Below are 21223 nucleotides of genomic sequence, written 5' to 3' on the forward strand. Positions count from 1 at the left end.
CGGCGTAGTTCGCCGCCCCGGTACTGTGCTGATCGACGCTTCCTGCGGGAGGGCGAGAGACGCTTTACGTTAAGGGTTAATCGACGCCTGCCCTCATTCACATGGCTGCGCGCGTGCTGCGGCGCGTGCAGGCCGGTGTAGTGGTCAACTAATTTCGGAAAGGCAGATAGGTTCTTTCGCTGTCGGTTTCGCCTCGTAGGCGGCGGGCGACAGATAGCCCAGCGTGGAGTGCAAGCGCACCGGATTGTAGAAAGCGACGATGTACTGGTTGATATCGCGCCGAGCCTCATCGTGGTTGGCGTACCGACGCTGCCACACGCGCTCCATTTTCAGGTTCAGGAAGAATCTTTCCATCACCGAATTGTCCCAACAATTTCCCTTGCGGCTCATGCTGCAAACCACGTGATGCTGCTTCAGCAAGGCCTGGTACTCATCGCTTGCATACCTGGCTGCCCCTATCCGAATGCAAAACCAGTCCCGGCGCTGGCCTACGCTGCTGCAGCGCCATCGTCAATGCCGATATGACCAGTCCAGCCGGCATGGTCGGGGCCATTGACCAGCCGACGACCCTGCGCGAGTACAAGTCCAGCACGACAGCCAGATAGAGCCAGCCCTGCGCCGTGCGGATATACGTGATGGCTACGACCATGACGCTGGCCGGCGGTGGGCAACTCGCCGGGCCAGCAACGCGCAGGTCAAACCGGAGGGCTTCGGAGGAACAGGCTCCCGTTCAAAAAAACTTGACGGACCACCTCAGGGCGTCACTTGGCCGTACACCCAAGCAAAATGATTGTCTGTATCCAGTCCTGCAACGGTCACCGGATCTGCTAATCTCCCGACGAATTTTTCCGGAAATCAACCACGACGCTCGGTCAGTGCTACGAACGCGAAGGCTAGTATTTTGGCCATCGCGTTGCGTCGCCTTCTCCTCTTTGCCGCAAGTTCCGATGGGAACAAAAGCGAGCGATCTTCCGCCGCAGAGTCGCTTAAAATCATCTTTTCGGCACTCTCCGAGGCCAATCATGCGCTCATGGCGGCTTGATCGTCCCAACCTCTCCGGCCATCTGGATCTGTCACGGGCAACGAGCCTGGTCTCGGCCATCGGGTCTAACGATGCGAACGCCTTCGCCGCGGAAGTTCTGAAACTCCTAGGGGACGCCGCAGGCATATCGCAGTGCACCGTCTTTGCTTACGAGTTCAACAATCGTCCTCGGACGGTCTCGGTCGCAGACCACCGTGGCGGTCGATATCTGAGCAACGTCGCGGATACCTACGCCAGGACTTTCTATGCGTTGGACGGAAATCAGACGATTATCTCCTCTGCCCGTCCTCAGAAGCTCGACTCGGCCGTCCTGCTCCACCAGCAGGCCATCGAAGACATCTCGCATGAAGGGTATCGAGCCGCTTGCTATCACCAGCCGGACGTTTCGGGCCGACTCTCCCTTTTGCTGCAACCCTCGCAGGACATCTGGCTCTCCGTCAATCTCTACCGCGACCGCAGGCGCGGCCATTTCCACGCGAACGAGATCGCGCTGATTGAGGCCTTTGCGCCGCTCATCGCCCAGACCGCCAAGCATCATTACGTGCTATGCGGCCAGATTCAGACCGGCATTCCGCAACTGATGCTGGTGCGTATTCGAGGGATCTGCCCCGAGTTGTCGAAGCGCGAACTCGATGTCCTATGCGGCGTTCTGGAGGGCCGTACCGCGAAAGACATTGGAGAACTTATGGGCGTCAAAGCCTCCAGCGTCGTGACCTATCAAAAGCGGGCCTTTCGCCGCCTCGGCATTTCGAGCCAGCGTCAGTTGTTTGCGTTGTGCCTGGCTACCAGCCGAGAATGATCACGCACTGCGTCATCTCTCTGACCGTGCCCGCTCTTCTGCTTGCCTGGCACTGAGGGTTTTTCCTAATCCGTTTCACCCGTCAAGTCGTACCCATTTTGGGGACAGCGCGCGCGGGCGAATCTCCATACTCCACTCATCGCCATACCTCGCCGCCCTGACGAGCCTGACGCGATTGCATTGAGTGCTGCGGCGCTCGACATAGAGCTGAGTTTGGAGACGACCCGTATGGAAACGACCCCATTGGCTGACCGCAGTCCGCTTCCTGGCGGTCCGGCAAACGGTGCTGGATCTGGTGAATCGATGCGAGAGCAGCGTGTCATCGCCAAGGTCTCCCGGCACCTTCTTTGGTTTCTCTTCGTCCTGTTCTTCTTCTCGTTCATGGACCGGATCAATATCGGATTTGCCGGCCTTACCATGATGAAGGATCTCGGCCTCTCCGGCGTCCAGTTCGGTCTGGCGACCACGTTGTTTTATATTGCATATATCGCGTTCGGCATTCCCAGCAACATCGTCCTGGCGCGCATCGGCGCGCGGAAATGGATCGGGACTATCATGATCGCCTGGGGTCTGGCCTCTACAGCGACGATGTCCGCATCGAGTCCGGGAACGCTTTACCTGTTGCGAATCCTCGTCGGCGTGACCGAGGCGGGCTTTCTACCAGGCATCCTGCTTTACATGACGTATTGGTTTCCGAGCGCATATCGCGCGAGGGCCAACGCTTTGTTCATGATCGCGATGCCCGTCACGGCCGCGGTCGGCTCCGCACTCTCGGGATACATTCTGGCGCTGGATGGAACGCTTGGCCTCAAAGGATGGCAGTGGCTCTTCTGTCTGGAGGGTCTGCCTTCGGCGATCTTGGGTCTGGTCGTATTCGGCTATCTGCGCGATGTTCCCGAGAAGGCGCACTGGCTCACTGCCGATGAGAAGCGCACGCTTTCGAAGACCCTCGCGGCCGAGCACAACGCCGACCCCGTGCCGCATTCGCCCGCCACCGACGAAAGAAGCCTTCTCAGCGAGCTCTTCTCGCCAACGGTCCTCAAATTTGCGCTCGCTTATTTCTGTCTGGTCAACACGCTAGCAATGGTTGCCGTCTGGACGCCCCTGATCGTCAAAAGCTTCAGCGCTGACGCGAGCAATCGGACCGTCGGCCTGCTGGCCGCGATCCCGCAAATCTGCACGATCGTTGCAATGATCTGGTGGGGAAGACGCTCTGATCGCAAACAGGAGCGCAAATGGCACCTGATGTTGCCGATGCTGTTTTCCGCTGCTGGCTGGCTTTGCACCGCCTATTCCACCAACCCCGTGATTCAGATGTTAGGCATCTGCCTCGCGTCGGCGGGATCGTACACCGCCATGTCGATCTTCTGGACAACCCCTGATCACGCATTGAGCCTCCGGGCCCGTGCCGTTGGGATCGCAGTGATCAACGCGACCGGCAACATCGGGTCGGCGCTGAACCCCCTGGTCGTGGGATGGCTGAAGGATCTCTCCCATAGCTTCTCGGCCGGATTGCTCTATGCAGCGGCATTGCTCGTGATCGGCTCCATCGTGGTGGCAAGTGCTGCCCGTTCAGCCCAAGCGCTCCCGCGACGCGGAACTATCTAGCAACGCACGTTAGTGCGGATTGCCCTACTTGGGCGAATACGCCGATGGCGTTACGGCAGCATCGAGGCGCAGCTCATGCGCGGCCCCCCGCTTACCAGAATTCGTTAAGGAGCAAACGATGGAATTCAAAGCTTATCCCTTCACTGCAAAAAAGTACGCTGGCCAGATGCCGAATCTTGACAACGGCATCGAGACAAAGCGACATGCAGTGACGATCGTCGGCGGTGGCCCTGTCGGACTCGCCGTGGCACTTGGCCTCGCCAATCACGGCGTTCCTTCCGTATTGATCGAAGCCGATGATTCCGTATGCTATGGCAGCCGGGCCATCTGTATCTCGCGTCGAAGCCTGGAAATCATCGAGCGCCTGGGTGCAGTGGACGGGTTTCTGAAGACCGGACTGCCGTGGGCCGGTGGGCGCAGTTTTTATCGCGACACCGAAGTGCTGCACTTCAAGATGCCGCAGGACGACAACCAGAAACTGCCTCCGATGGTGAACGTCGCGCAATATCACATCGAACAGTTTCTCCTGGACGCCGCGCAACGGAAGTCTGATCTGATCGACATCCGCTGGCAGACCAAGGTGACCGCCATCGATTCGCGTACGGACGGCGCCATGCTTCGCCTCGCGACTCCCGAAGGCGACTATTCGCTCAATACGGACTGGGTGGTCGCCTGCGATGGTGGGCGCAGCACGATCCGCGAGGCATTGGGCTTGCAGCTCAATGGGACGAGCTACGAGGGCCGTTATGTCATCGTCGATATCGAGCTCGAGAGCGAGCGGCCGACCGAGCGTCTTGCCTACTTCGATCCATCGTCGAACCCGGGCTCCACCGTGCTGGTCCACAAACAGCCTGACAATGTCTGGCGCATCGATTACCAATTGCGGGACGGCGAGGACGCCGAACAGGCAGTCAAGCCTGAAAATGTCATGCCACGGGTGCAAAGCCTGTTGGACATGATGGGCGAACGTGGCGCCTGGGCACCCATCTGGATCACGATCTACAAGGCCAATGCCTTGACCCTGGAAAGCTATCGTCACGATCGCGTGCTGTTTGGCGGCGATGCAGCCCATCTGGTGCCGATTTTTGGCGTGCGCGGCGCGAATTCAGGAATCGATGACGCGGACAACCTCGCGTGGAAACTGGCGTTCGTCGTCCGTGGCCTTGCGTCCGAAGGATTGCTCGACAGCTATTCAGACGAGCGCGTCTTTGCGGCCCACGAAAACCTTAGCTACGGTACCAAGAGCACCGAATTCATGGCGCCGCCCTCATTCGCCTTCGAGTTGATGCGCAAGGCCGTATTGAGTCTGGCGATCAAGCATGAACGCGTGCGTTCTCTGATTAACCCGCGGCAGACTTCGGCCATCAGTTATACGGAGTCGCCGCTCAACACGCCTGAAGCGCAGTCGGGCGCGTTTGAGGCTGGTCCTGCGCCGGGGGCCGTGTTGACCGAATGCCCACTGACGATCGTCGAGGGCGGCAGCGCGAGGGAGGCTCATCTGACGGACTTGATCACTCCAAGGTTCACCGCTCTGCACTTCAGCGAAGACGGACGCGTACCGGTGGAATTTGCCGAACTCGAAGCAACGCTTCAAGAGGAAAAGCTGCCTTTCAAGCTGATCCCCGTGACTTCGCATCTTCACCCCGAGACGAAAAACAATCACAACTGGGACCACACAGGTCGGCTGTTCGCCATGTACAACGCCAGACCCGGCACCGTATACCTGGTTCGCCCGGACGGCCATGTACTGGGACGCTGGCATGCGGCAGCGGCTGCAGATGTTGCAGCCGCCATCCACCACGCCCTTCAAATGTGATCACCAAACCGGTAAAGGAGAACGCCATGACCGACAGCGAGCTCGACATCATTTATACCCGGCTGTGCAAGACCATGACTCAACTGGGTCAGCCGAACACTTCGCTTTTCCTCGCGCGCTTCGCCATGCTCGCGATCGACAGGATCGACGACCCCGCCGTCGCACTGAATTTAATCGACGACGCAAGCGAAGGAATGACTGAATCAGCGCCGCGGTAGGGTTCCAATCCACAAGCCCGCCTCGTAGCACTTTTTCTGGCTTCCCATATCCTTCGCAGGAACACGAAACAATGACCGTCAATTATCAAACCGGCTTCGCCAATGAGTTTGCCACCGAGGCGCTGCCGGGCGCCCTTCCCGTGGGGCGTAACTCTCCGCAACGCGTGCCTTATGGCCTATACGCAGAACAACTCTCAGGGACTGCATTCACGGCGCCGCGTCATAACAATCGGCGTTCGTGGTTGTACCGGATCCGGCCAGCGGCCATGCACTCGCCATTCCAGCATATCGAGAACTCGCGCCTGTTGAGCCGCTTCGACGAAGTACCGACGCCACCGGATCAGTTGCGCTGGGATCCCCTTCCGATGCCCGATGCACCGACCGATTTCGTGGCTGGCCTTGTAACCATGGCGGGCAACGGGGCGCCCGATGTAGGGCGAGGATGCGGTATCCACCTGTATGCCGCGAACTGTTCCATGACCGACCGGTTTTTCTACAACGCCGACGGTGAGTTGCTTGTCGTGCCGCAACAAGGACGGCTGCGCGTGGCAACCGAAATGGGACTGCTGGAAGTCGAACCGCAGGAGATCGTCGTCATCCCGCGAGGCGTGCGTTTCCGGGTTGAACTGCCCGATGGCGAGGCGCGCGGCTACGTGTGCGAGAACTATGGCGCGCTGTTCAAGCTGCCCGACCTTGGCGTCATTGGCTCCAACGGCCTGGCGAATCCGCGTGATTTTCTGACGCCGGTCGCGTCGTATGAAGACCGGGAAGGCGACTTCGAACTGATCGCGAAGTTCGAAGGCAATCTCTGGCGAGCCCGGATCGACCACTCGCCGCTCGACGTCGTCGCATGGCACGGAAACTATGCGCCGTACAAGTACGACCTGCGGCGCTTCAACACGATTGGTTCAATAAGCTTCGACCATCCCGACCCCTCGATTTTCCTGGTGCTCCAGTCCCCCACTGATACCCCCGGCGTCGATTCGATCGACTTTGTCATTTTCCCGCCGCGTTGGTTGCCGATGGAAAACACGTTCCGTCCGCCATGGTTCCACCGAAATTTCGCAAGCGAGTTCATGGGACTGATTCATGGCGCGTATGACGCGAAGGCTGAAGGTTTTGCGCCCGGCGGTGCGTCGCTTCACAACTGCATGAGTGGTCATGGCCCAGATGCCGAAACCTTCGCCAGGGCGAGCACCGCAGACACGACCCGGCCTGATCACATCACGAACACGCTGGCGTTCATGTTCGAAACGCCCGCCGTCATCCGGCCGACGCGCCATGCGCTCGAATCGTCGCAGCTCCAAGGCGAGTATTACCGGTGCTGGCAGGGCCTCAAGAAGCATTTCAACCCGGCACAAGCCTGATAGGACGTTGGAGAAATCACATGTCGTTGATCGACGAGACGCACAGCCCGGCTCTGAAAAGTTGGGTGGAACAGGCAAACCGACCGGGGAGCGATTTTCCGATCCAGAACCTTCCATTTGGTCGTTATCGACCGATGGGCACGGACGAGGACTTCAAGATTGGGGTAGCCATTGGCGACCAGATTTTAGATCTGCAGGGCACAGGCCTGATCGACGGTCCGGACATGAACGCGTTGATGGCACTTGATTCAACAACTCGACTGGAGTTGCGTCGCGCCATTTCCCGAGGCCTGGCGCACGGCAGCGAGCAGCAACAAGCATGGTCGACGCTGCTTATCAACCAGAGCGCGGCGCAGATGGCAACGCCTTGCCGAATCGGAGACTACACAGATTTTTATACGGGCATTCACCACGCCATGTCTGTCGGCAAGCTGTTCAGGCCCGACCAGCCGCTGATGCCGAATTACAAATGGGTGCCGATTGGTTATCACGGTCGGTCTTCATCCATTCGCGTGAGCGGCCAGACGTTTCGGCGTCCGCGTGGGCAAACCAAAACGCCGGAGGCCGCGCAACCCACCTTTGGTCCCAGCCGACGACTGGACTACGAACTCGAACTTGGCTACTTCGTCGGTCGCGGCAACGATTTGGGGCAACCCGTCTCCATCGAAGACGCGGAGAATCATCTTTTCGGTGTGACACTGCTCAACGACTGGTCCGCGCGCGACATCCAGGCGTGGGAGTACCAGCCGCTCGGCCCGTTCCTGTCCAAGAACTTCGCCACAACCGTCTCTCCGTGGTTAATCACGACCGAGGCACTGGCACCCTTCCGCGCGCCGTTGACGCGTCCCGACGGTGACCCGCAGCCGCTCCCTTACCTCGACGCCGCCTGTAATCGCAAGGAAGGCGCATTCGACATCACACTTGAGGTGTTGATCCTAACGGAGCGCATGGTCGGGTCAGGCCTCCCACCTCAGCGTTTGACGCTGGGCAACGCTGGCACAGCGGCCTACTGGACAGCGGCACAACTGGTGACCCACCACACGGTCAACGGCTGCAATCTCCAGCCAGGCGATCTGCTTGGTTCCGGTACATTGTCGGGCCCCGCCGCCAATGAGGCTGGCTCGCTACTCGAATTGACCGAGGGCGGCAGGCAGCCCGTCGTGCTGGCCAATGGCGAGCAGCGGACCTTCCTGGAGGACGGCGACACGCTGATTCTGCGTGGATGGTGCGAACGTCCCGGCGCGGTTCGCATCGGACTCGGCGAAGTCCGTGGCACCGTCCTGGCCTAAAAAGGAACCACCGATGACAGTTTCGAACAAGCCGGAAGCGGCGGTCTCAGATCGCGTCCTTTACACATATTTCCGCAGTTCTGCGGCGTACCGGGTGCGCATTGCGCTCAACCTGAAGGGTCTCGATTACCGTACAGTGCCCGTCCACTTGCTTCGTGACGGCGGACAGCAACATCAACCCGAATATCGCGCGGTAAATCCTTTCGGGCTCGTGCCGAGCTACCGCGAGGATGGTCGAACCTTCCGTCAATCGTTGGCCATCATCGAATACCTCGAGGAATGCCACCCCGACCCGCCGTTGTTGCCCGACGCACCATTTGCGCGTGCAGAGGTAAGGCAGTTGGCGCTATCAATCGGGAGTGAAATCCATCCGCTTAACAATCCGCGGGTTCTAAAATATCTGGAGCACGAGATACATGTCGACGAGGCGGCACGGCTAGATTGGATGCGCCACTGGATGACGACCGGACTCGAGGCGTTGGAAACGCTACTGGTGGATATGGGTTCATCCGGGCGCTTCTGCGATGGCGATCGACCCACGCTGGCAGACTGTTGCGTGGTGCCTCAGTTGTTTAATGCGCGACGGTTCGAGGTCGATCTCTCCCAATGCCCGCGTTTATTGGAAATAGACGAGGCCTGCAGCGCACTACAGGCTTTTCAGAACGCGCATCCGAGCAGACAGCCAGACGCGGCGTCGTAAAAGGACCATGACTTATTGTCGACTTCGGAGATTCAGCCATCGCAAGGGCCGTTCTCTGTCGGTTGCTCGAACGGCCGCTATCCGCCGACATACCTAAGCCGTTGGAGTGGCGGCAGATCGCCCCGTCGAACGGCGGAAGTTGGCCGAGGATCGCGGTAGGGATGCCCATTACTGAGCACCCCCCGCACAGATCCCGGCGTGCCCAATTCGGGCACCGGGCTCCTACCTCGGGTGTTTGACGGCGAAGCGCCGGTCAGGCCACGGATGAAGGATTCGCGGGGGCGGAAGCCAGGCATTGGAGATTCGTCTCATTCGCTCCCACGTCATGGCGTCCTTCTGACTGCGCCGCCGGAGCGTGCGCCGCCATAGAGCGGTGACGTGATGTCGAAATGCGCCGAGTGCCCGCGAGTTGGTAGGCACCGCGTGATACGCAAAGTATCCGCGAACTACCTGCCTGAGCCATTGCCCTTGCACTGGAATCGGTTCGTGCATGCGCGTCCGTAGCGCCTCCTTGATCTGCCTGAGTCTCGCCCGCATGCGATCCCCTCGGGTCTTCCGCTGCAACTGGAAAGCCCCGCGACGAGACCGGCCGCAGATCAAGATGAAACCCAGGAAGGTGAAGGTCTCCGGTCGGCCAAGACCCCGGCTCTGGCGGTTGACCGCTGCATAGCGGCCGAACTCCAGCAGCCTCGTCTTGTCCGGGTGAAGCACAAGCGAGAACTCCTCCAGCCTCAAACGCATCGCGTCCCAGAATCGCCGCGCGTCAGCTTCGTGCTCGAAGCCGACAACGATGTCATCTGCGTATCGCAGAATGATGACGTTGCCTTTGGCTTCCCGCCGTCGCCACCGGTTGGCCCAGAGGTCGAAGACGTAGTGCAGGTACACGTTCGCGAACAGCGGTGAAGCCACTGATCCCTGTGGTGTCCCTGTCTCACTGACGCTTATCTCTCCGTCTTCCAGAACACCCGCCTTGAGCCACTTGCGCACAAGACGGATGATGCGCTGGTCGCCGATCCGGTGCTCCATGAAACGGACTAGCCATTCCTGGCTAACCGAGTCGAAGAAGCTCCGAAGATCCGCGTCCAGAATCCAGTTCACCGGGGTGTGGGTGATGGCCGTCGCCAACGCATCCAGCGCATCATGTTGACTACGCCCGGGCCGGAACCCGTACGAGAAACCCAAAAAGTCTTCCTCATATATCGCGTTCAGCACTTCCACCACCGCACGCTGGACGATCTTGTCTTCCAGCGCGGCAATCCCCAACGGGCGCTGTTTGCCGTCCGGCTTCGGTATGTACTGTCGCCGAACAGGCAGTGCCCGGTACGCTCCGCTCTGTACCTGCGCGTACAGGCGCTGGAGATTCTCTTCCAGTCCCGCCTCGTAGTACCGCCACGTCAGGCCTCATCCACTCCGGGCGCCGCATTGCGTTTGAGCGCAAAGAATGCCCCTCGGAGCCGGTCGGCCGTAACGTGATGCAGAAGCGCGGTGAACCGTTCCTTCTTCCGCTGTCTTGCGGCTTGCCGTACACGTTCCAGCCCCTGTGGCACGCTTGCCCGGTTCTGCGCCCGGTGCGTGTGTGGCTGACCCGTGTTCCCCTCGGTCCCCGCCCTTGGCTCCGCCCACTCCGCAGCTGGTTCCCCAGCCTTGTTCGCAGGCTTCATCGCTACTACGGCGGAGTCTGACTTCTCCCGTCCGTTCATCATCAGCTACGGCTCCTCGCCTTCCCGATGCGGACCTGTCCATCCTGCGGCAGGCCAGACTGGAGATCTCCCGGTTCCCGAACAAGGAGCGTGCGCACATGCCAGGTTCTACGACCACGCCGGGTCATCCGGGCGCTCGCGATTGCGCGCTCAGACGTTTCGCCTTCCGCTACACAGACAGCGTCGGCACCCGGGATCAGTTTTCTATCGTGGCTCAATGGCTGGCCTGCACGTACCCCTGCCGACGCTTCGCCGACATCCTCGCGGACGCCTGCGCACGGCTCGGGGCCGATGTGGTTCGCTATTCCTTCATCGCAGTGGACTTGCACCACCTACTCCTTGCCGGTCTCCCGGCGCACCCGTGTGAAAACGCAAAAGTATTCGGTTTTTGGGTGTCGCTTTACCCTTCCCGAGTTGCCACTAGGCCAACACAGAGCGATCTGGAGGGTCAATTTTTTCGAGCACCGCATTCCGCATGCGTTTTCACACGGCCTCGGCCGGCTACTGCCTGATGCGGTCGGCCGGAACCAGCCGAGGCGGTCGATCGGCTTGTTCCTTCTGACGGTATCTTTCCGGCCGACCGGCACCTCTTCGATGACACGGCCGGAGTGGTTGCCCAGGGGGACAAGAGGCGTGGCCCGTAATGGATTGATTGTCGCAACAGTGACAGATTCACGGCGGTCTACGGAAGCGCGGGACGATTTGCGAGAAATCAGGATTGATTGAGCTGCTGCCGAACTATTGACGTCCAGGAGCACGGCCTTTTCACAACCTTTTTGCGGATGCACTCCCTTTCCAATACTTGTACGCATAAGTCGGTGGTGTGACCACCGAAACTGATCCGGCAGACAGCTTCGCTATAATCGGGCTATCTTCCCAGACCACCCTGCTTCGAGTAGATGTCCGTCAAACGAAACCGGTCTCGGACCGGCCAGCCACGCCGGCCGCTGACAAAGGCGCTGTTGTTACCGATGGATCGTGCGTCCGCTAGCGAACAGTCCCTGAGGCTGCATCTGGCGCTGGTCGCTTGTCGTGAGTGCCAGGCCAATAGTCACCTGATCAACGAACTGATGCGCGCCGTCTATCTTGCTTATTTTTTGCAACGCGCGGGCTACGGAAGGCATCCCGCCGCGCACTTCAAGGTCGCCGAGTGCGCTGTGGAGGTGGCGCTGGCGCACGCGTATGGGACGGGCGAATGGCGTCTGACGCCGGACGTCATCGGTGACTTTGAAGAACTGATAGCGCTGTATGACGCGCAACTTGCCCGCGCACCACTGCATGCGGTACGTCACGCCGAAGAGCAACTCAGGGATTTTCTCGCAGGAACCGAAAGTTCGCCTATCGTCGTCGAGGAGTAACGCTCGCGCCGCTGCACTGGCTTGTAGGTGTATGAGTTCAAGCTACGACATTCCTGGGTGTGAGCGGTGATCTCTAGGGAAACACTGATTTATCAGGCTCGGCCGTCATCGCTGACGTGTCCGAGTACGTTATAGAAGGAAGCTCACGGAACGGACCAATAGTGATGAAGCGGCAGATCAGCTTTGCAGAAGCGGAGAGTGCGGGCAAGAAACGGGTGACCAGGCGCCAGCGCTTCCTGACAGAGATGGAGAGGGTCGTACCGTGGCCGCGGTTGCTGTCGGCGATCGAGCCGTATTACCCGAAGGGTGAGCGTGGCCGTCCGCCGATTGGTCTGGAGCGCATGCTTCGAATCTACTTTCTGCAGCAGTGGTACGGCCTGTCGGACGAAGGTCTGGAAGACGCGCTGTACGATAGCATTGCGATGCGCGCCTTCGCCGGCATCGATCTGGCCGTCGAGAACGCGCCGGATGCGACCACGCTGTTGAAGTTCCGCCGCCTGCTGGTCGAGCACGATCTGACGCGGAAGTTGTTCGACGAGATCGGCATCTCGCTGTGTGAGCGCGGACTGATGATGAAGGAAGGCACGTTGGTCGACGCGACGATCATCGAAGCGCCGCCGTCGACCAAGAACGCGGAGAAGAGCCGAGACCCGGAGATGCATCAGACGAAGAAGGGCAACGAGTGGCACTTCGGGATGAAGGCCCACATCGGAGTCGACGCCAATTCGGGTCTGGTGCATAGCGTGGTCGGCACGTCCGCCAACGTGTCGGATGTCTCGCAAGCCCACGCGCTGCTGCACGGGCACGAAGAGGAAGCGTTCGGCGACGCGGGCTACATCGGCGTAGACAAACGCGACGAAATGAAGGGCAAGTCGGTGAAGTGGCGCGTGGCGGCCAAGCGCGGAAAGATCAAGGCGATGCAGGATGGTCCGCTGAAGGATCTGGTGATCGCGGTCGAGCGGGCCAAGGCGCAAATTCGTGCTCGGGTCGAGCATCCGTTTCATATCGTCAAGAATCTGTTCCGTCATCGCAAGGTGCGCTACAAGGGGCTGGCCAAGAACACGGCGCAACTGTTCAGCCTGTTCGCCTTGGCGAACCTGGTAATCGCCCGAAACCGGTTGCGGTCAGTTCACGGGAGTAGTCCGTCATGTGCATGAAAAATGTGAGGAGGGGGCCCCGAATCCGGGCAAACCCCGCCTCGCTTGCGACCGAATTCCTTCGACATTCTGATAATTGCAAGCTGACTCGTCGGCAACGCCGGCGACGAGCTTATTGATCAGTGTTTCCCTAGCAGCGCGAAGCCAAGCCTGGGGATAAGCAGTTTTTCGGCACGTTTCTCGAAAACTTGATCGCGTGGACGCACGATTTCTCCGCGGAGCCCGTCGCTGCAGCAGTTGGTGGAGTCGTTGCGGATGGTCGCCCCACACTGACGCAGTGAGCACGCCGTGGATCCGGCGCGTTGCACGCAACACAGCTCCTTCGATACTCCCGTGCGGCCTACCCCATCTTTCGTCCAGGAAGAAGCGTCAAATATTTGATGCTATAATTGATGCAATTCAGCATCAACTGGAAGTCAAATGCGAACCACTGTTACGATCGACGACAACCTTTACGAGCGCGCTCTTGAGCTCGCCGACCCTGACATGGATAAGGCCGACCTGTTTCGAGTGGCGATGCAGACGTTTGTTCGCGTTCAGGCTGGGAAGCGTCTGGCGTCGCTGGGCGGCACCGAACCCGGTATGCCCGACATCCCGCGGCGCCGATCGGAGCCTGCGGCTCAATGAGCGTCCTCATCGATACATCTGTGTGGGTCGATCATTTCCGTCGCGCGAATGCGAGACTTGTCCAGCTGATCACCAGCGATCAGGCGCTCACCCATCCAGTCGTGCTTGTTGAGCTCGCCTGCGGCACTCCACCTGCACCCCGCGCACGTACGCTCCACGACATCGGGCTGCTGCAACATGCGACGCACGCGACATGGACCGAGGTGATGGCGTTTATCGAGGCAAGACAATTTTATGGTCGAGGCTGCGGCAGCAGCGACCTTACGCTGCTTGCGTCAACTTTGATGACTCCCGGTGCGTCACTTTGGACCTTGGACAAACGACTCGCCCAGCTCGCCGGTGAACTCGGCATCGCGGATATGCATGACATCCACTAGGCGCGGCATCCCCCGGGCACGTCATTCGGCACTTTCCAGGATCAGCGCTATCGCTGTGCAAAAACCTGCGGTCTTACAGCTCACCCACCTGAGCAGTTCCTGACGAGGCTTCTCCGGTCCGCAGGCGGATTTTATATGTCGCATGATACTTTGTTATCCTAATGAAACTGCTAATTCCTTTTATGTCAAATAATTTTCCGGTTGTCGGCCGAGCGGCTGGCGTGGCCTTGGACTAACGACCGGATTCGCCGAACGGCTCAGCAGATTATTGATACACGTTCGGCGAGCCAGCTTTCGCGCTGTTCGCTTACGCGAACAGCGCGACACGGCATAGTTCCTAATGTGTCGACGGTTCGAATGGTCTCCTGGAACCGACCCAAAGTCTCCATCGCGTCAGATAGCCCGGTTTGCACGGTCGTTCTCGACAATAGCTGAACGACGCCACCGGCTCTACAAGTGTCGGTGCGTCGGCCCGGTACGGGGTTGAAGAGACAGCTCTGCGACGTTGGCCAGAGCATTTCTCTCTCGCACCGGAAGCCAACCGCAAACGGCCTCACAAGCGCATGAATTCAGAATGCCGTTGAAACCGCGTTCTTGCTGGGGTTGTTGAGGACCGGCAACTCACGCCGGGTACTCAGCTTCCGGCGAATTCCTGAAGGCGTGTATACGTCGAGGCGTGAACCGGCGCAGCCCGTTTTGAGTCAGGCAGGCGTACATCGGCCATGAGCGATGTACGCCTGCCTTTCCTTCCACCCGTCTGATTTAAGTGAAGGCATGGGCCAACGCGACGCTCGAACTAGCGACGAAATCTTTCGGACATCGCTGAATTCATCGACCCCACGCGATGAGCCAAGGAATAGCAGACGCGAGAGAGGCCGCCCCCGACACTGTTAGCAGTCCAAGCACGATTTTCCGGAACGCGACTTCACTCATGCCGATGTAAAGCCGTGCGCCGATTACGGATGGGACGACCATTGCCGGCGCCACTACGGCAAACATTGGAAGGTCCGTTGCCGTAATCGTTCCGCTGAAAGTGTACATGACCATGGTTACCGAAAGTATCGTGAGATTGAAGTTTTGAACGAGCCCGCGCTGACGATCTTTATCGAATCCACGAAGTACGCACCACAGGTTCGGAAATACACCTGCAAATCCCCCGAGGCCGCTCATGACGCCACCCAACAGGCCAACCACGCCGTCGGCCATGGGACCGCCACGTGAGATCCGCGGCAATCTGCTGGCGAAAAACATGATTGGGCACCATAGCACCAGTAGGGCGCCAAGGAAGGCCTTGAACCGGTTGACGTCCAGTACCGGGAGGAGCGCAGCGCCGACCGGAATCCCAATCAAGCCGCCCAGTATGAGCGGCAAAAGATCCCGCCAGCAGATCCTTCGACGCACGGTGATAACCGACATGATCTGACCGGTCAAGGCTCCAAAAATCGCTAGTGGGGCTGCAAGCTGTGGGTCGAGGCTCCATACCCATACGGACATTGCCACAAGGCCAAAAGCGAAGCCAGAGAGCCCCTGAACAAAGCCGCCCGCTGCAGCGCCTAACGCTACGATAATAACGGAGCTTACTGACATGGTAGCGGCCTTCTTCCTGGCTACGAACTGCGATTGATAGATTGCAACCAATGCACGGTATGCGGACCGACGATCAACCCCGTCGATTCAACGTATCGTGCTCTACGACCGAAGCAACCCGCGGATCGCGGCCGACAACCCCGCATCAGGCTTTTCAGGTGGCTTGGCAAAGCTGCCGATTTTCGGGCTGACCGAGCGCAAGCGGCAAAGCGTCTCTGCCTGGCAAACCGCGCTGGATACGCCATCGACGACAGGTACCGGAAGCCTGTCCGCGACCGTTCGCGCAAGACCTGCTAGCGGCGCACCGGCGAGGATCAGCACGTCGGCCCCGTCTTCCTGAACAGCTCTATCGCACAGACCGAGCAACAGGGATGCATGTTCATCCTGAACCGTTGAAGCGTCGCGTAGGGGACGATCGAGATGGCGTATTCCCCCGAGTCTGCTCAGCATGCCGTATCGATCGACCGTCTCGCGATACCAGGCGGTAATGCGCCGGGAGATGGCGATGATGCCGATACGCTGCCCCATTTGCGCTGCCGTCATCAGCGCAGCCTCGGTCATGCCGACCACCGGCACGTCGAGCACTTCGCGCAGTTCAAGGAGACCCGGATCGCCGAACGCCGCGATCATCACTGCGTCGTGTTGTCCAATGCGCTCACCTGCGATGGTTGCTGCCGCGTGTGCACCGAGCAGCGCTTCAAACCGCGTTTCGATATAGGCGACCCCACTCGCCGCCGTTGCCATTTGGATTTGAGTGTCGCTGGCAGCAACACGCCGCGCTTCGGCCTCGATCAAGTCGGTCACGCCGAGAGATATATTCGGGTTGATGATCAGCAGTTTCATGATTTCACTCTCGAAGGATGACTGTCCAGGCGCAAGCCACGAGGCGGCGACTAGCCGAAGATCGCGGAAAGATCGACTTCCATATCTTCGGGCAGAGAGAGATCAAGAGTTGCCTCGATGTGATCGAGGTGCCCGATCACTGCTGCTACCGCCGCAGTCAGATCGCCCTTCTGCATCAGTTCGACGATTTCCGTGTGTTCGTGATTCGGACACGCGGGCACGTTCGGGGAATCGAACAGCAGGATGATCAGACACGTCAGCGACGCGAGTTCCCGCATCAACTTGGTCAGCGGCGGGCTGCCGACCATCTCGGCGATCAGGAGATGAAACTCACCAGACAGGCGAATGACGGCGTGCTTGTCGCCCTTGTCGCGAGCCGCCCTCTCCTTCGCAATATGCGCGTGCAGCCGGCGGAAATCGTCCTTGTCCGCGCGCTCGACCAATGTGCGAATCAGCGCTGGCTCCAGAATCCGGCGAGCCTGGAAGATATGACGTGCGTCCTGTACCGATGGACTCGCGATATAAGCGCCGCGGTTCGGAATAGTCGTCACGATGCCTTCATGCGTCAGCCGGGCAAGCACCTTACGGATTTGCGTGCGGTTCACCTTGAACACACCTGCCAGCTTCTCTTCCACCATCTTCGTACCGGGCAGGAGCCGGTGCTCCATCACGGCCGTCAGGATGCGCCTGTATATGGCATCGAGCTTGTCGTCATCGACGCCGAGTATCTGTTCGGTGCTGCGCGCCTTGCGCGAGCGTGGCTCTTTCTCGGTCAACACTTCGGGCACCCTCGTCACGCATGTTTGTGTCGATGCAATTGTAGATTGTCACAAACAAAATTGGAATTGTTCAAATGTGCCCTGCCATCGTTCATCAGCACCCCACGTACGCGCTCAACGATAAGCGACTGCACCTGAAGAGTGCCGAAGACGCGTCAGGCATGCGTTCAGCCAAGGTGTCCGCAGGAGTATCACGACATCGCCGATACGGTGCCGATTGTCGCTTGCCTGAGATTCAGATGCTCAAGATGGCTGAACAAGACGCGAATTGGCACACGAGTTGCTTTAACTGTCACAACAACAATCCGTTTTGTGACAAAAAAGGAATCTCCTGATGCAATTTGCCCGTCTCTCTTTCTCTACGCTGATGCGTGCCGCCCGGGCGCTCGTCGCACCCCTCATGATGGCCGCTGCGCTCGCGCCAACCGCCGGCCATGCGAAGGACGCCGATCCGGTTCAGCTTGGATACGCGAAGTGCGCGCATTGCACGCCATTGTCGCTGACTCCCCAGTACGCAACTGGCGTGAAATTAACCGCGGTGCCGTTCAATACGGGCAACGACGTGCTCACCGCGCTGCTATCGAAGAGCATCGATGTCGCACAGGTCACCTACCTGCACTACGTGACCGCACTCGATAAGGGGTTCAAGGTCGTGGCGATCTCCGGCCAGATCAACGGTGGATCGCGCATTCTGGTAGCGAACAGCCTTCCGGTTCAGCCGGGCGACTGGGACGGCCTTAAAAAGCTCATCATGGAATACAAGAAGGAAGGCAAGCCTTTCCGCGTCGCCGCCTCGCGCGGCAATGCGCAGGATATCCATATGCGTGGCGCGTTTCTAACGCACGGCATCGATATCAATAAGGACGTTCAGTTCATCAACATTCCGAACCCGTCCGATCACGCTGCAGCGCTCCGCCGTGGTGAGGTCGAACTGATCACGTCGGTCGAGCCGTTCGCGACGCAGATCAGCGCCGTGAAAGCCGGCAAGTTCTTCGCCTTTCCGTACGACCAGGCCGCGGGCAAGCTGACCAACCTGATCGTCACGCGTCCGGACGTGATCGAGAGCAATCCCCAAGGTGTGCTCGAAACAGTCCGTGCCATCGTTAAGGTCGATGAACTGATGGCGGGTAACAAGCCGCTTTTCATCGACACGATCCAGAAAGTGACGGGCCTCGATAAGGAGATCGCGACGGGTGCAGTACAGAACCTTGATCCGGACTACAAGATGTATCGCACCTCGGCGGTTGCCATTGCCAAAATGATGCACGACCTGAAGTACGTGAACTCGGATGTGAGCGACGCGGTCCAGAAGAATCTCGACTACAGCTTCCTGGAGAAGGTGACCGGCAAGCCCAAGGCTCAACTCGGTTATTAATTCGGATCGCGTGATGACATCGATAACTTCATCGCGTTTCTACCGGCGCATCGAGCGGGGCATTGTCCCGGTTCTGCTGATTGCCGGCTGGGAAGCGTTCTCGCGCTCAGGCATCCTGCCGGCGGCGCTGCTGCCCGCGCCTTCGCAGGTGTTGATCGCCTGGGCTGACTGGATCTTTTCGACCGATGGCAACACCCAGACCTATTCGGGCCACTGGATCTTCGACATTGCGGCGAGCGCCGGCCGCGTGTTCGCGGGTTTTGGAATCGCCACGGTATTGGGTGTCGCAATTGGCATGGCGATCGGGTGGTCGCGATCCGTAGAGTCGCTCGTCGAGCCAACCTTGCAGACGCTGCGCCCGGTTCCACCTGTTTCATGGATTCCGCTCGCGATTATCTGGTTCGGCATCGCCAACAAACCGGCGATCTTCCTGGTGTTCATGGGCGCGTTCTTCCCCATATTGCTTTCGACGATCCACGGCGTCAAAACCTGCGACCGTAACCTGCTGAGAGCGGGCGCGATGACGGGCGGCACGGGCTCCATGCTGCTGCGTCACATCGTCTTCCCGGCGGCACTTCCCAGCATCTTCTCCGGTCTGCGCATCGCCATTGGCTCCGCGTGGATGCTGACGGTGACCGCTGAGATGGTCGCGGTCAAAAGCGGCGTCGGCTATGTACTCTGGGACGCCTACTACTTCCTTCGATACGACGTCGTCATCGCGTCGATGGCCAGCATCGGTCTGCTCGGCTTCCTGAGCGACTACGTGATCAAGGCAATCTCCGCGCGCGTCCTGCGCTGGCAACGGGGTTCCACACTGCAGGCACGGGAGGGCTGAAAACATGGCACTTATCACGATCGATCGCGTCTCGCGCACCTTCGAAGACACAAAGCGCAAGCAGACCGTTACCGCGCTCGACAACGTCAGCCTGAGCGTCGAGCGCAACGAATTCCTATGTCTGCTCGGCCCAAGCGGCTGCGGAAAGTCGACGTTGCTCAACATGATCGCAGGCTTTGACAAGCCTACTGCGGGCACCGTCAGTGTAGGCGGTTCGGTCGTCGAGGAACCCGGCGCCGACCGTGGCGTCGTCTTCCAGCAAGCCAACCTGATGCCATGGCTGCCCGTGTGGGAAAACGTCGCCTTCCATCTGAAGATGCGTAACGTCGGGAAGTCCGAGCGACGCGAGCGTGCACAGCGATACATTGAAATGGTGGGGCTGAAAGGCTTCGAAAACCATTTCCCGAGCGAGTTGTCGGGCGGTATGAACCAGCGGGTCGGCATCGCGCGTGCGCTCCTGATGAATCCGGAGGTGATTCTGATGGACGAGCCATTCGGCGCGCTCGACGAGCAGACCAAGATGGATATGCATGCCGAGTTGATCCGGATCTGGCGCCAGAGCCGCAGCACGATTGTTTTCGTCACGCACGGAATTGACGAATCGCTTGCGCTCGGCACTCATGTCGCGGTGATGTCGGCGCGGCCGGGACGCATCCGCGAACTGCTGCCTATCGAACTGGAACGGCCTCGCGATCCGACCAGCACGACATTCAACGACTACAAGCGGCACATCCTGTCCTTGCTGCGCCCCGAAACCGTGGCGGAGCTGGCCTGATGACAACCTTTGTCACAGGAAGCAGCGGCTTTGTCGGACTGGCGCTGACCGAGCGGTTGCTGGCCGAGGCCGAAACGGTCATCGGCTTTGACTGCAGCGCACCGCGCGATGCCGCGTTGCGCGCGTTCGCCGCGCTGCCCGGCCGCTTTGTTGCCCTGACGGGCGATACCCGCGACACCCATGCGCTGACAGATGCGATGCGTACGCACCGGCCATCGCGTCTGGTCACGCTGGCAGCGATCACTGCGGATGCCGCCCGCGAGCGCGCCATGCCGCAGACCATCTTTGAAGTCAACGTCGGCGGCGCGCTTGCCGCGCTCGACGCGGCAGCGAAAGTGGGCGTCGAACGGATGGTGCATGGCAGCTCCGGCTCGGTCTACGGCGCCAGCGGCCGGCAGAACACGCATCAGCTTAGCGAAGATCTGACGCCGCTGTTACCCGAGGCGCTCTACGGCATCTCGAAGCGAACCGCTGAAGAAGCCGTGCTGCGGCTTGCACGGCTGCATGGGCTCTCGCTGACCATTGGCCGTCTCGGCACATGCTTCGGACCTTGGGAAGCCGACTCGGGCGTGCGCGACACGCTTAGCGCACCGCTCCAGGTACTGCAACGGGCACGCAGAGGCGAGACGGTCATACTGCCGCGCGCTCATCGCCGCGACTGGCTGTACGTGCGCGATGCGGCGGCAGCGCTTGCTGGACTGCTCGCGCACTCATCGCTTCCCCACGTCGCATACAACGTGGCAGCAGGCTTCGAATGGAGCGTTGCGGACTGGTGCGAACGGCTTGCAGCAAGGTATCCCGGCTTCGACTGGCGCATAGCCCGCGAAGGCGACGTGCCCAACATCGATTACTACGCGGACTACGATCGGGCGTCGATGGATATCACCCGCCTTCTGAACGACAGCCCATTCGTCCCCCAATACGACCTTGCTGCCGCGGAAGCCGACTTCGACCGATGGATAAACAGCTGA

The 21223-nt window shown here is 59.8% G+C and carries 19 protein-coding genes and 1 pseudogene; 15 read left to right on the top strand and 5 right to left on the bottom strand.

The features are described 5' to 3' along the window. Positions 1-144: 144 nt before the first annotated feature. Positions 145-661, bottom strand: a pseudogene (locus OKW44_RS01220) (IS3 family transposase); the annotation flags it as partial. Between the two features lie 361 nt (positions 662-1022). Here OKW44_RS01220 and OKW44_RS01225 point away from each other — a divergent pair. The 7 genes from OKW44_RS01225 (at position 1023) to maiA (ending at position 8839) form a co-directional block, all read left to right on the top strand. Further along, positions 1023-1841 (top strand): LuxR C-terminal-related transcriptional regulator, encoded by an 819-nt coding sequence (locus OKW44_RS01225; RefSeq protein ID WP_018420249.1) that lies wholly within the window; start codon positions 1023-1025, stop codon positions 1839-1841. Between the two features lie 228 nt (positions 1842-2069). Then, positions 2070-3449: an MFS transporter gene (locus OKW44_RS01230; RefSeq protein WP_162633942.1), complete on the top strand. Its 1380-nt coding sequence runs from the start codon at positions 2070-2072 to the stop codon at positions 3447-3449. 118 nt (positions 3450-3567) lie between these two features. Further along, positions 3568-5265 (top strand): FAD-dependent oxidoreductase, encoded by a 1698-nt coding sequence (locus OKW44_RS01235; protein ID WP_018420247.1) that lies wholly within the window; start codon positions 3568-3570, stop codon positions 5263-5265. A 26-nt stretch (positions 5266-5291) separates the two neighbouring features. Next, positions 5292-5483, top strand: a complete 192-nt coding sequence (locus tag OKW44_RS01240; protein ID WP_018420246.1) for a hypothetical protein — start codon at positions 5292-5294, stop codon at positions 5481-5483. Between the two features lie 71 nt (positions 5484-5554). Then, positions 5555-6850 carry a homogentisate 1,2-dioxygenase gene (gene hmgA / locus OKW44_RS01245; RefSeq protein ID WP_018420245.1) on the top strand — a complete coding sequence of 432 codons (1296 nt, stop codon included), beginning with the start codon at positions 5555-5557 and terminating at the stop codon, positions 6848-6850. 20 nt (positions 6851-6870) lie between these two features. Continuing rightward, positions 6871-8139, top strand: a complete 1269-nt coding sequence (gene fahA, locus OKW44_RS01250; RefSeq protein WP_018420244.1) for a fumarylacetoacetase — start codon at positions 6871-6873, stop codon at positions 8137-8139. Positions 8140-8152: 13 nt separating this feature from the next. Next, positions 8153-8839, top strand: coding sequence for a maleylacetoacetate isomerase (gene maiA, locus OKW44_RS01255; RefSeq protein ID WP_018420243.1), 687 nt, complete (start codon positions 8153-8155; stop codon positions 8837-8839). A gap of 222 nt (positions 8840-9061) precedes the next feature. Here the strand turns inward: maiA and ltrA are convergent, their stop codons facing one another. Further along, positions 9062-10237, bottom strand: coding sequence for a group II intron reverse transcriptase/maturase (gene ltrA, locus OKW44_RS01260; RefSeq protein ID WP_503129136.1), 1176 nt, complete (start codon positions 10235-10237; stop codon positions 9062-9064). A 1273-nt stretch (positions 10238-11510) separates the two neighbouring features. Here ltrA and OKW44_RS01265 point away from each other — a divergent pair. The 4 genes from OKW44_RS01265 (at position 11511) to OKW44_RS01280 (ending at position 14058) form a co-directional block, all read left to right on the top strand. Then, entirely contained in the window at positions 11511-11897 is a 387-nt protein-coding gene (locus OKW44_RS01265; protein WP_018420242.1) for a hypothetical protein, read from the top strand. Between the two features lie 164 nt (positions 11898-12061). Then, on the top strand, positions 12062-13054 hold the full coding sequence (locus OKW44_RS01270; RefSeq protein ID WP_018420241.1) for an IS5 family transposase: 993 nt from the start codon (positions 12062-12064) through the stop codon (positions 13052-13054). A gap of 420 nt (positions 13055-13474) precedes the next feature. Beyond that, positions 13475-13681, top strand: a complete 207-nt coding sequence (locus OKW44_RS01275) for a type II toxin-antitoxin system VapB family antitoxin (RefSeq protein ID WP_018420240.1) — start codon at positions 13475-13477, stop codon at positions 13679-13681. Beyond that, a complete protein-coding gene (locus tag OKW44_RS01280) occupies positions 13678-14058 on the top strand; it encodes a type II toxin-antitoxin system VapC family toxin (protein WP_018420239.1) in 381 nt (126 codons plus the stop codon). The genes OKW44_RS01275 and OKW44_RS01280 overlap by 4 nt, the downstream gene beginning before the upstream one ends. A gap of 828 nt (positions 14059-14886) precedes the next feature. On the opposite strand, the gene OKW44_RS01285 is transcribed toward OKW44_RS01280, so the two are convergent. The 3 genes from OKW44_RS01285 to OKW44_RS01295 all read right to left on the bottom strand — a co-directional run bounded on the left by OKW44_RS01285 (position 14887) and on the right by OKW44_RS01295 (position 17267). Next, complete coding sequence (locus OKW44_RS01285) at positions 14887-15645, bottom strand: sulfite exporter TauE/SafE family protein (RefSeq protein WP_026225743.1); 759 nt, start codon at positions 15643-15645, stop codon at positions 14887-14889. A 102-nt stretch (positions 15646-15747) separates the two neighbouring features. Beyond that, positions 15748-16488, bottom strand: coding sequence for an aspartate/glutamate racemase family protein (locus tag OKW44_RS01290; protein ID WP_018420237.1), 741 nt, complete (start codon positions 16486-16488; stop codon positions 15748-15750). A gap of 50 nt (positions 16489-16538) precedes the next feature. Continuing rightward, positions 16539-17267 (bottom strand): GntR family transcriptional regulator, encoded by a 729-nt coding sequence (locus OKW44_RS01295; RefSeq protein ID WP_026225742.1) that lies wholly within the window; start codon positions 17265-17267, stop codon positions 16539-16541. 334 nt (positions 17268-17601) lie between these two features. Between OKW44_RS01295 and OKW44_RS01300 the strand changes: the two genes are divergently transcribed. From OKW44_RS01300 to OKW44_RS01315, 4 genes are read left to right on the top strand one after another with little or no spacing between them, the layout of a single operon-like run. Next, positions 17602-18642, top strand: coding sequence for an ABC transporter substrate-binding protein (locus OKW44_RS01300; RefSeq protein WP_018420235.1), 1041 nt, complete (start codon positions 17602-17604; stop codon positions 18640-18642). Positions 18643-18655: 13 nt separating this feature from the next. Further along, a complete protein-coding gene (locus OKW44_RS01305; protein WP_018420234.1) occupies positions 18656-19477 on the top strand; it encodes an ABC transporter permease in 822 nt (273 codons plus the stop codon). 4 nt (positions 19478-19481) lie between these two features. Next, the gene (locus OKW44_RS01310; RefSeq protein WP_018420233.1) at positions 19482-20252 is read left to right on the top strand and encodes an ABC transporter ATP-binding protein; all 771 of its coding nucleotides are present in this window, start codon (positions 19482-19484) and stop codon (positions 20250-20252) included. Next, positions 20252-21223, top strand: coding sequence for an NAD-dependent epimerase/dehydratase family protein (locus OKW44_RS01315; protein ID WP_018420232.1), 972 nt, complete (start codon positions 20252-20254; stop codon positions 21221-21223). The genes OKW44_RS01310 and OKW44_RS01315 overlap by 1 nt, the downstream gene beginning before the upstream one ends.

The organism is Paraburkholderia lebeckiae (genome assembly GCF_050436325.1).
Lineage (GTDB): Bacteria > Pseudomonadota > Gammaproteobacteria > Burkholderiales > Burkholderiaceae > Paraburkholderia > Paraburkholderia tuberum.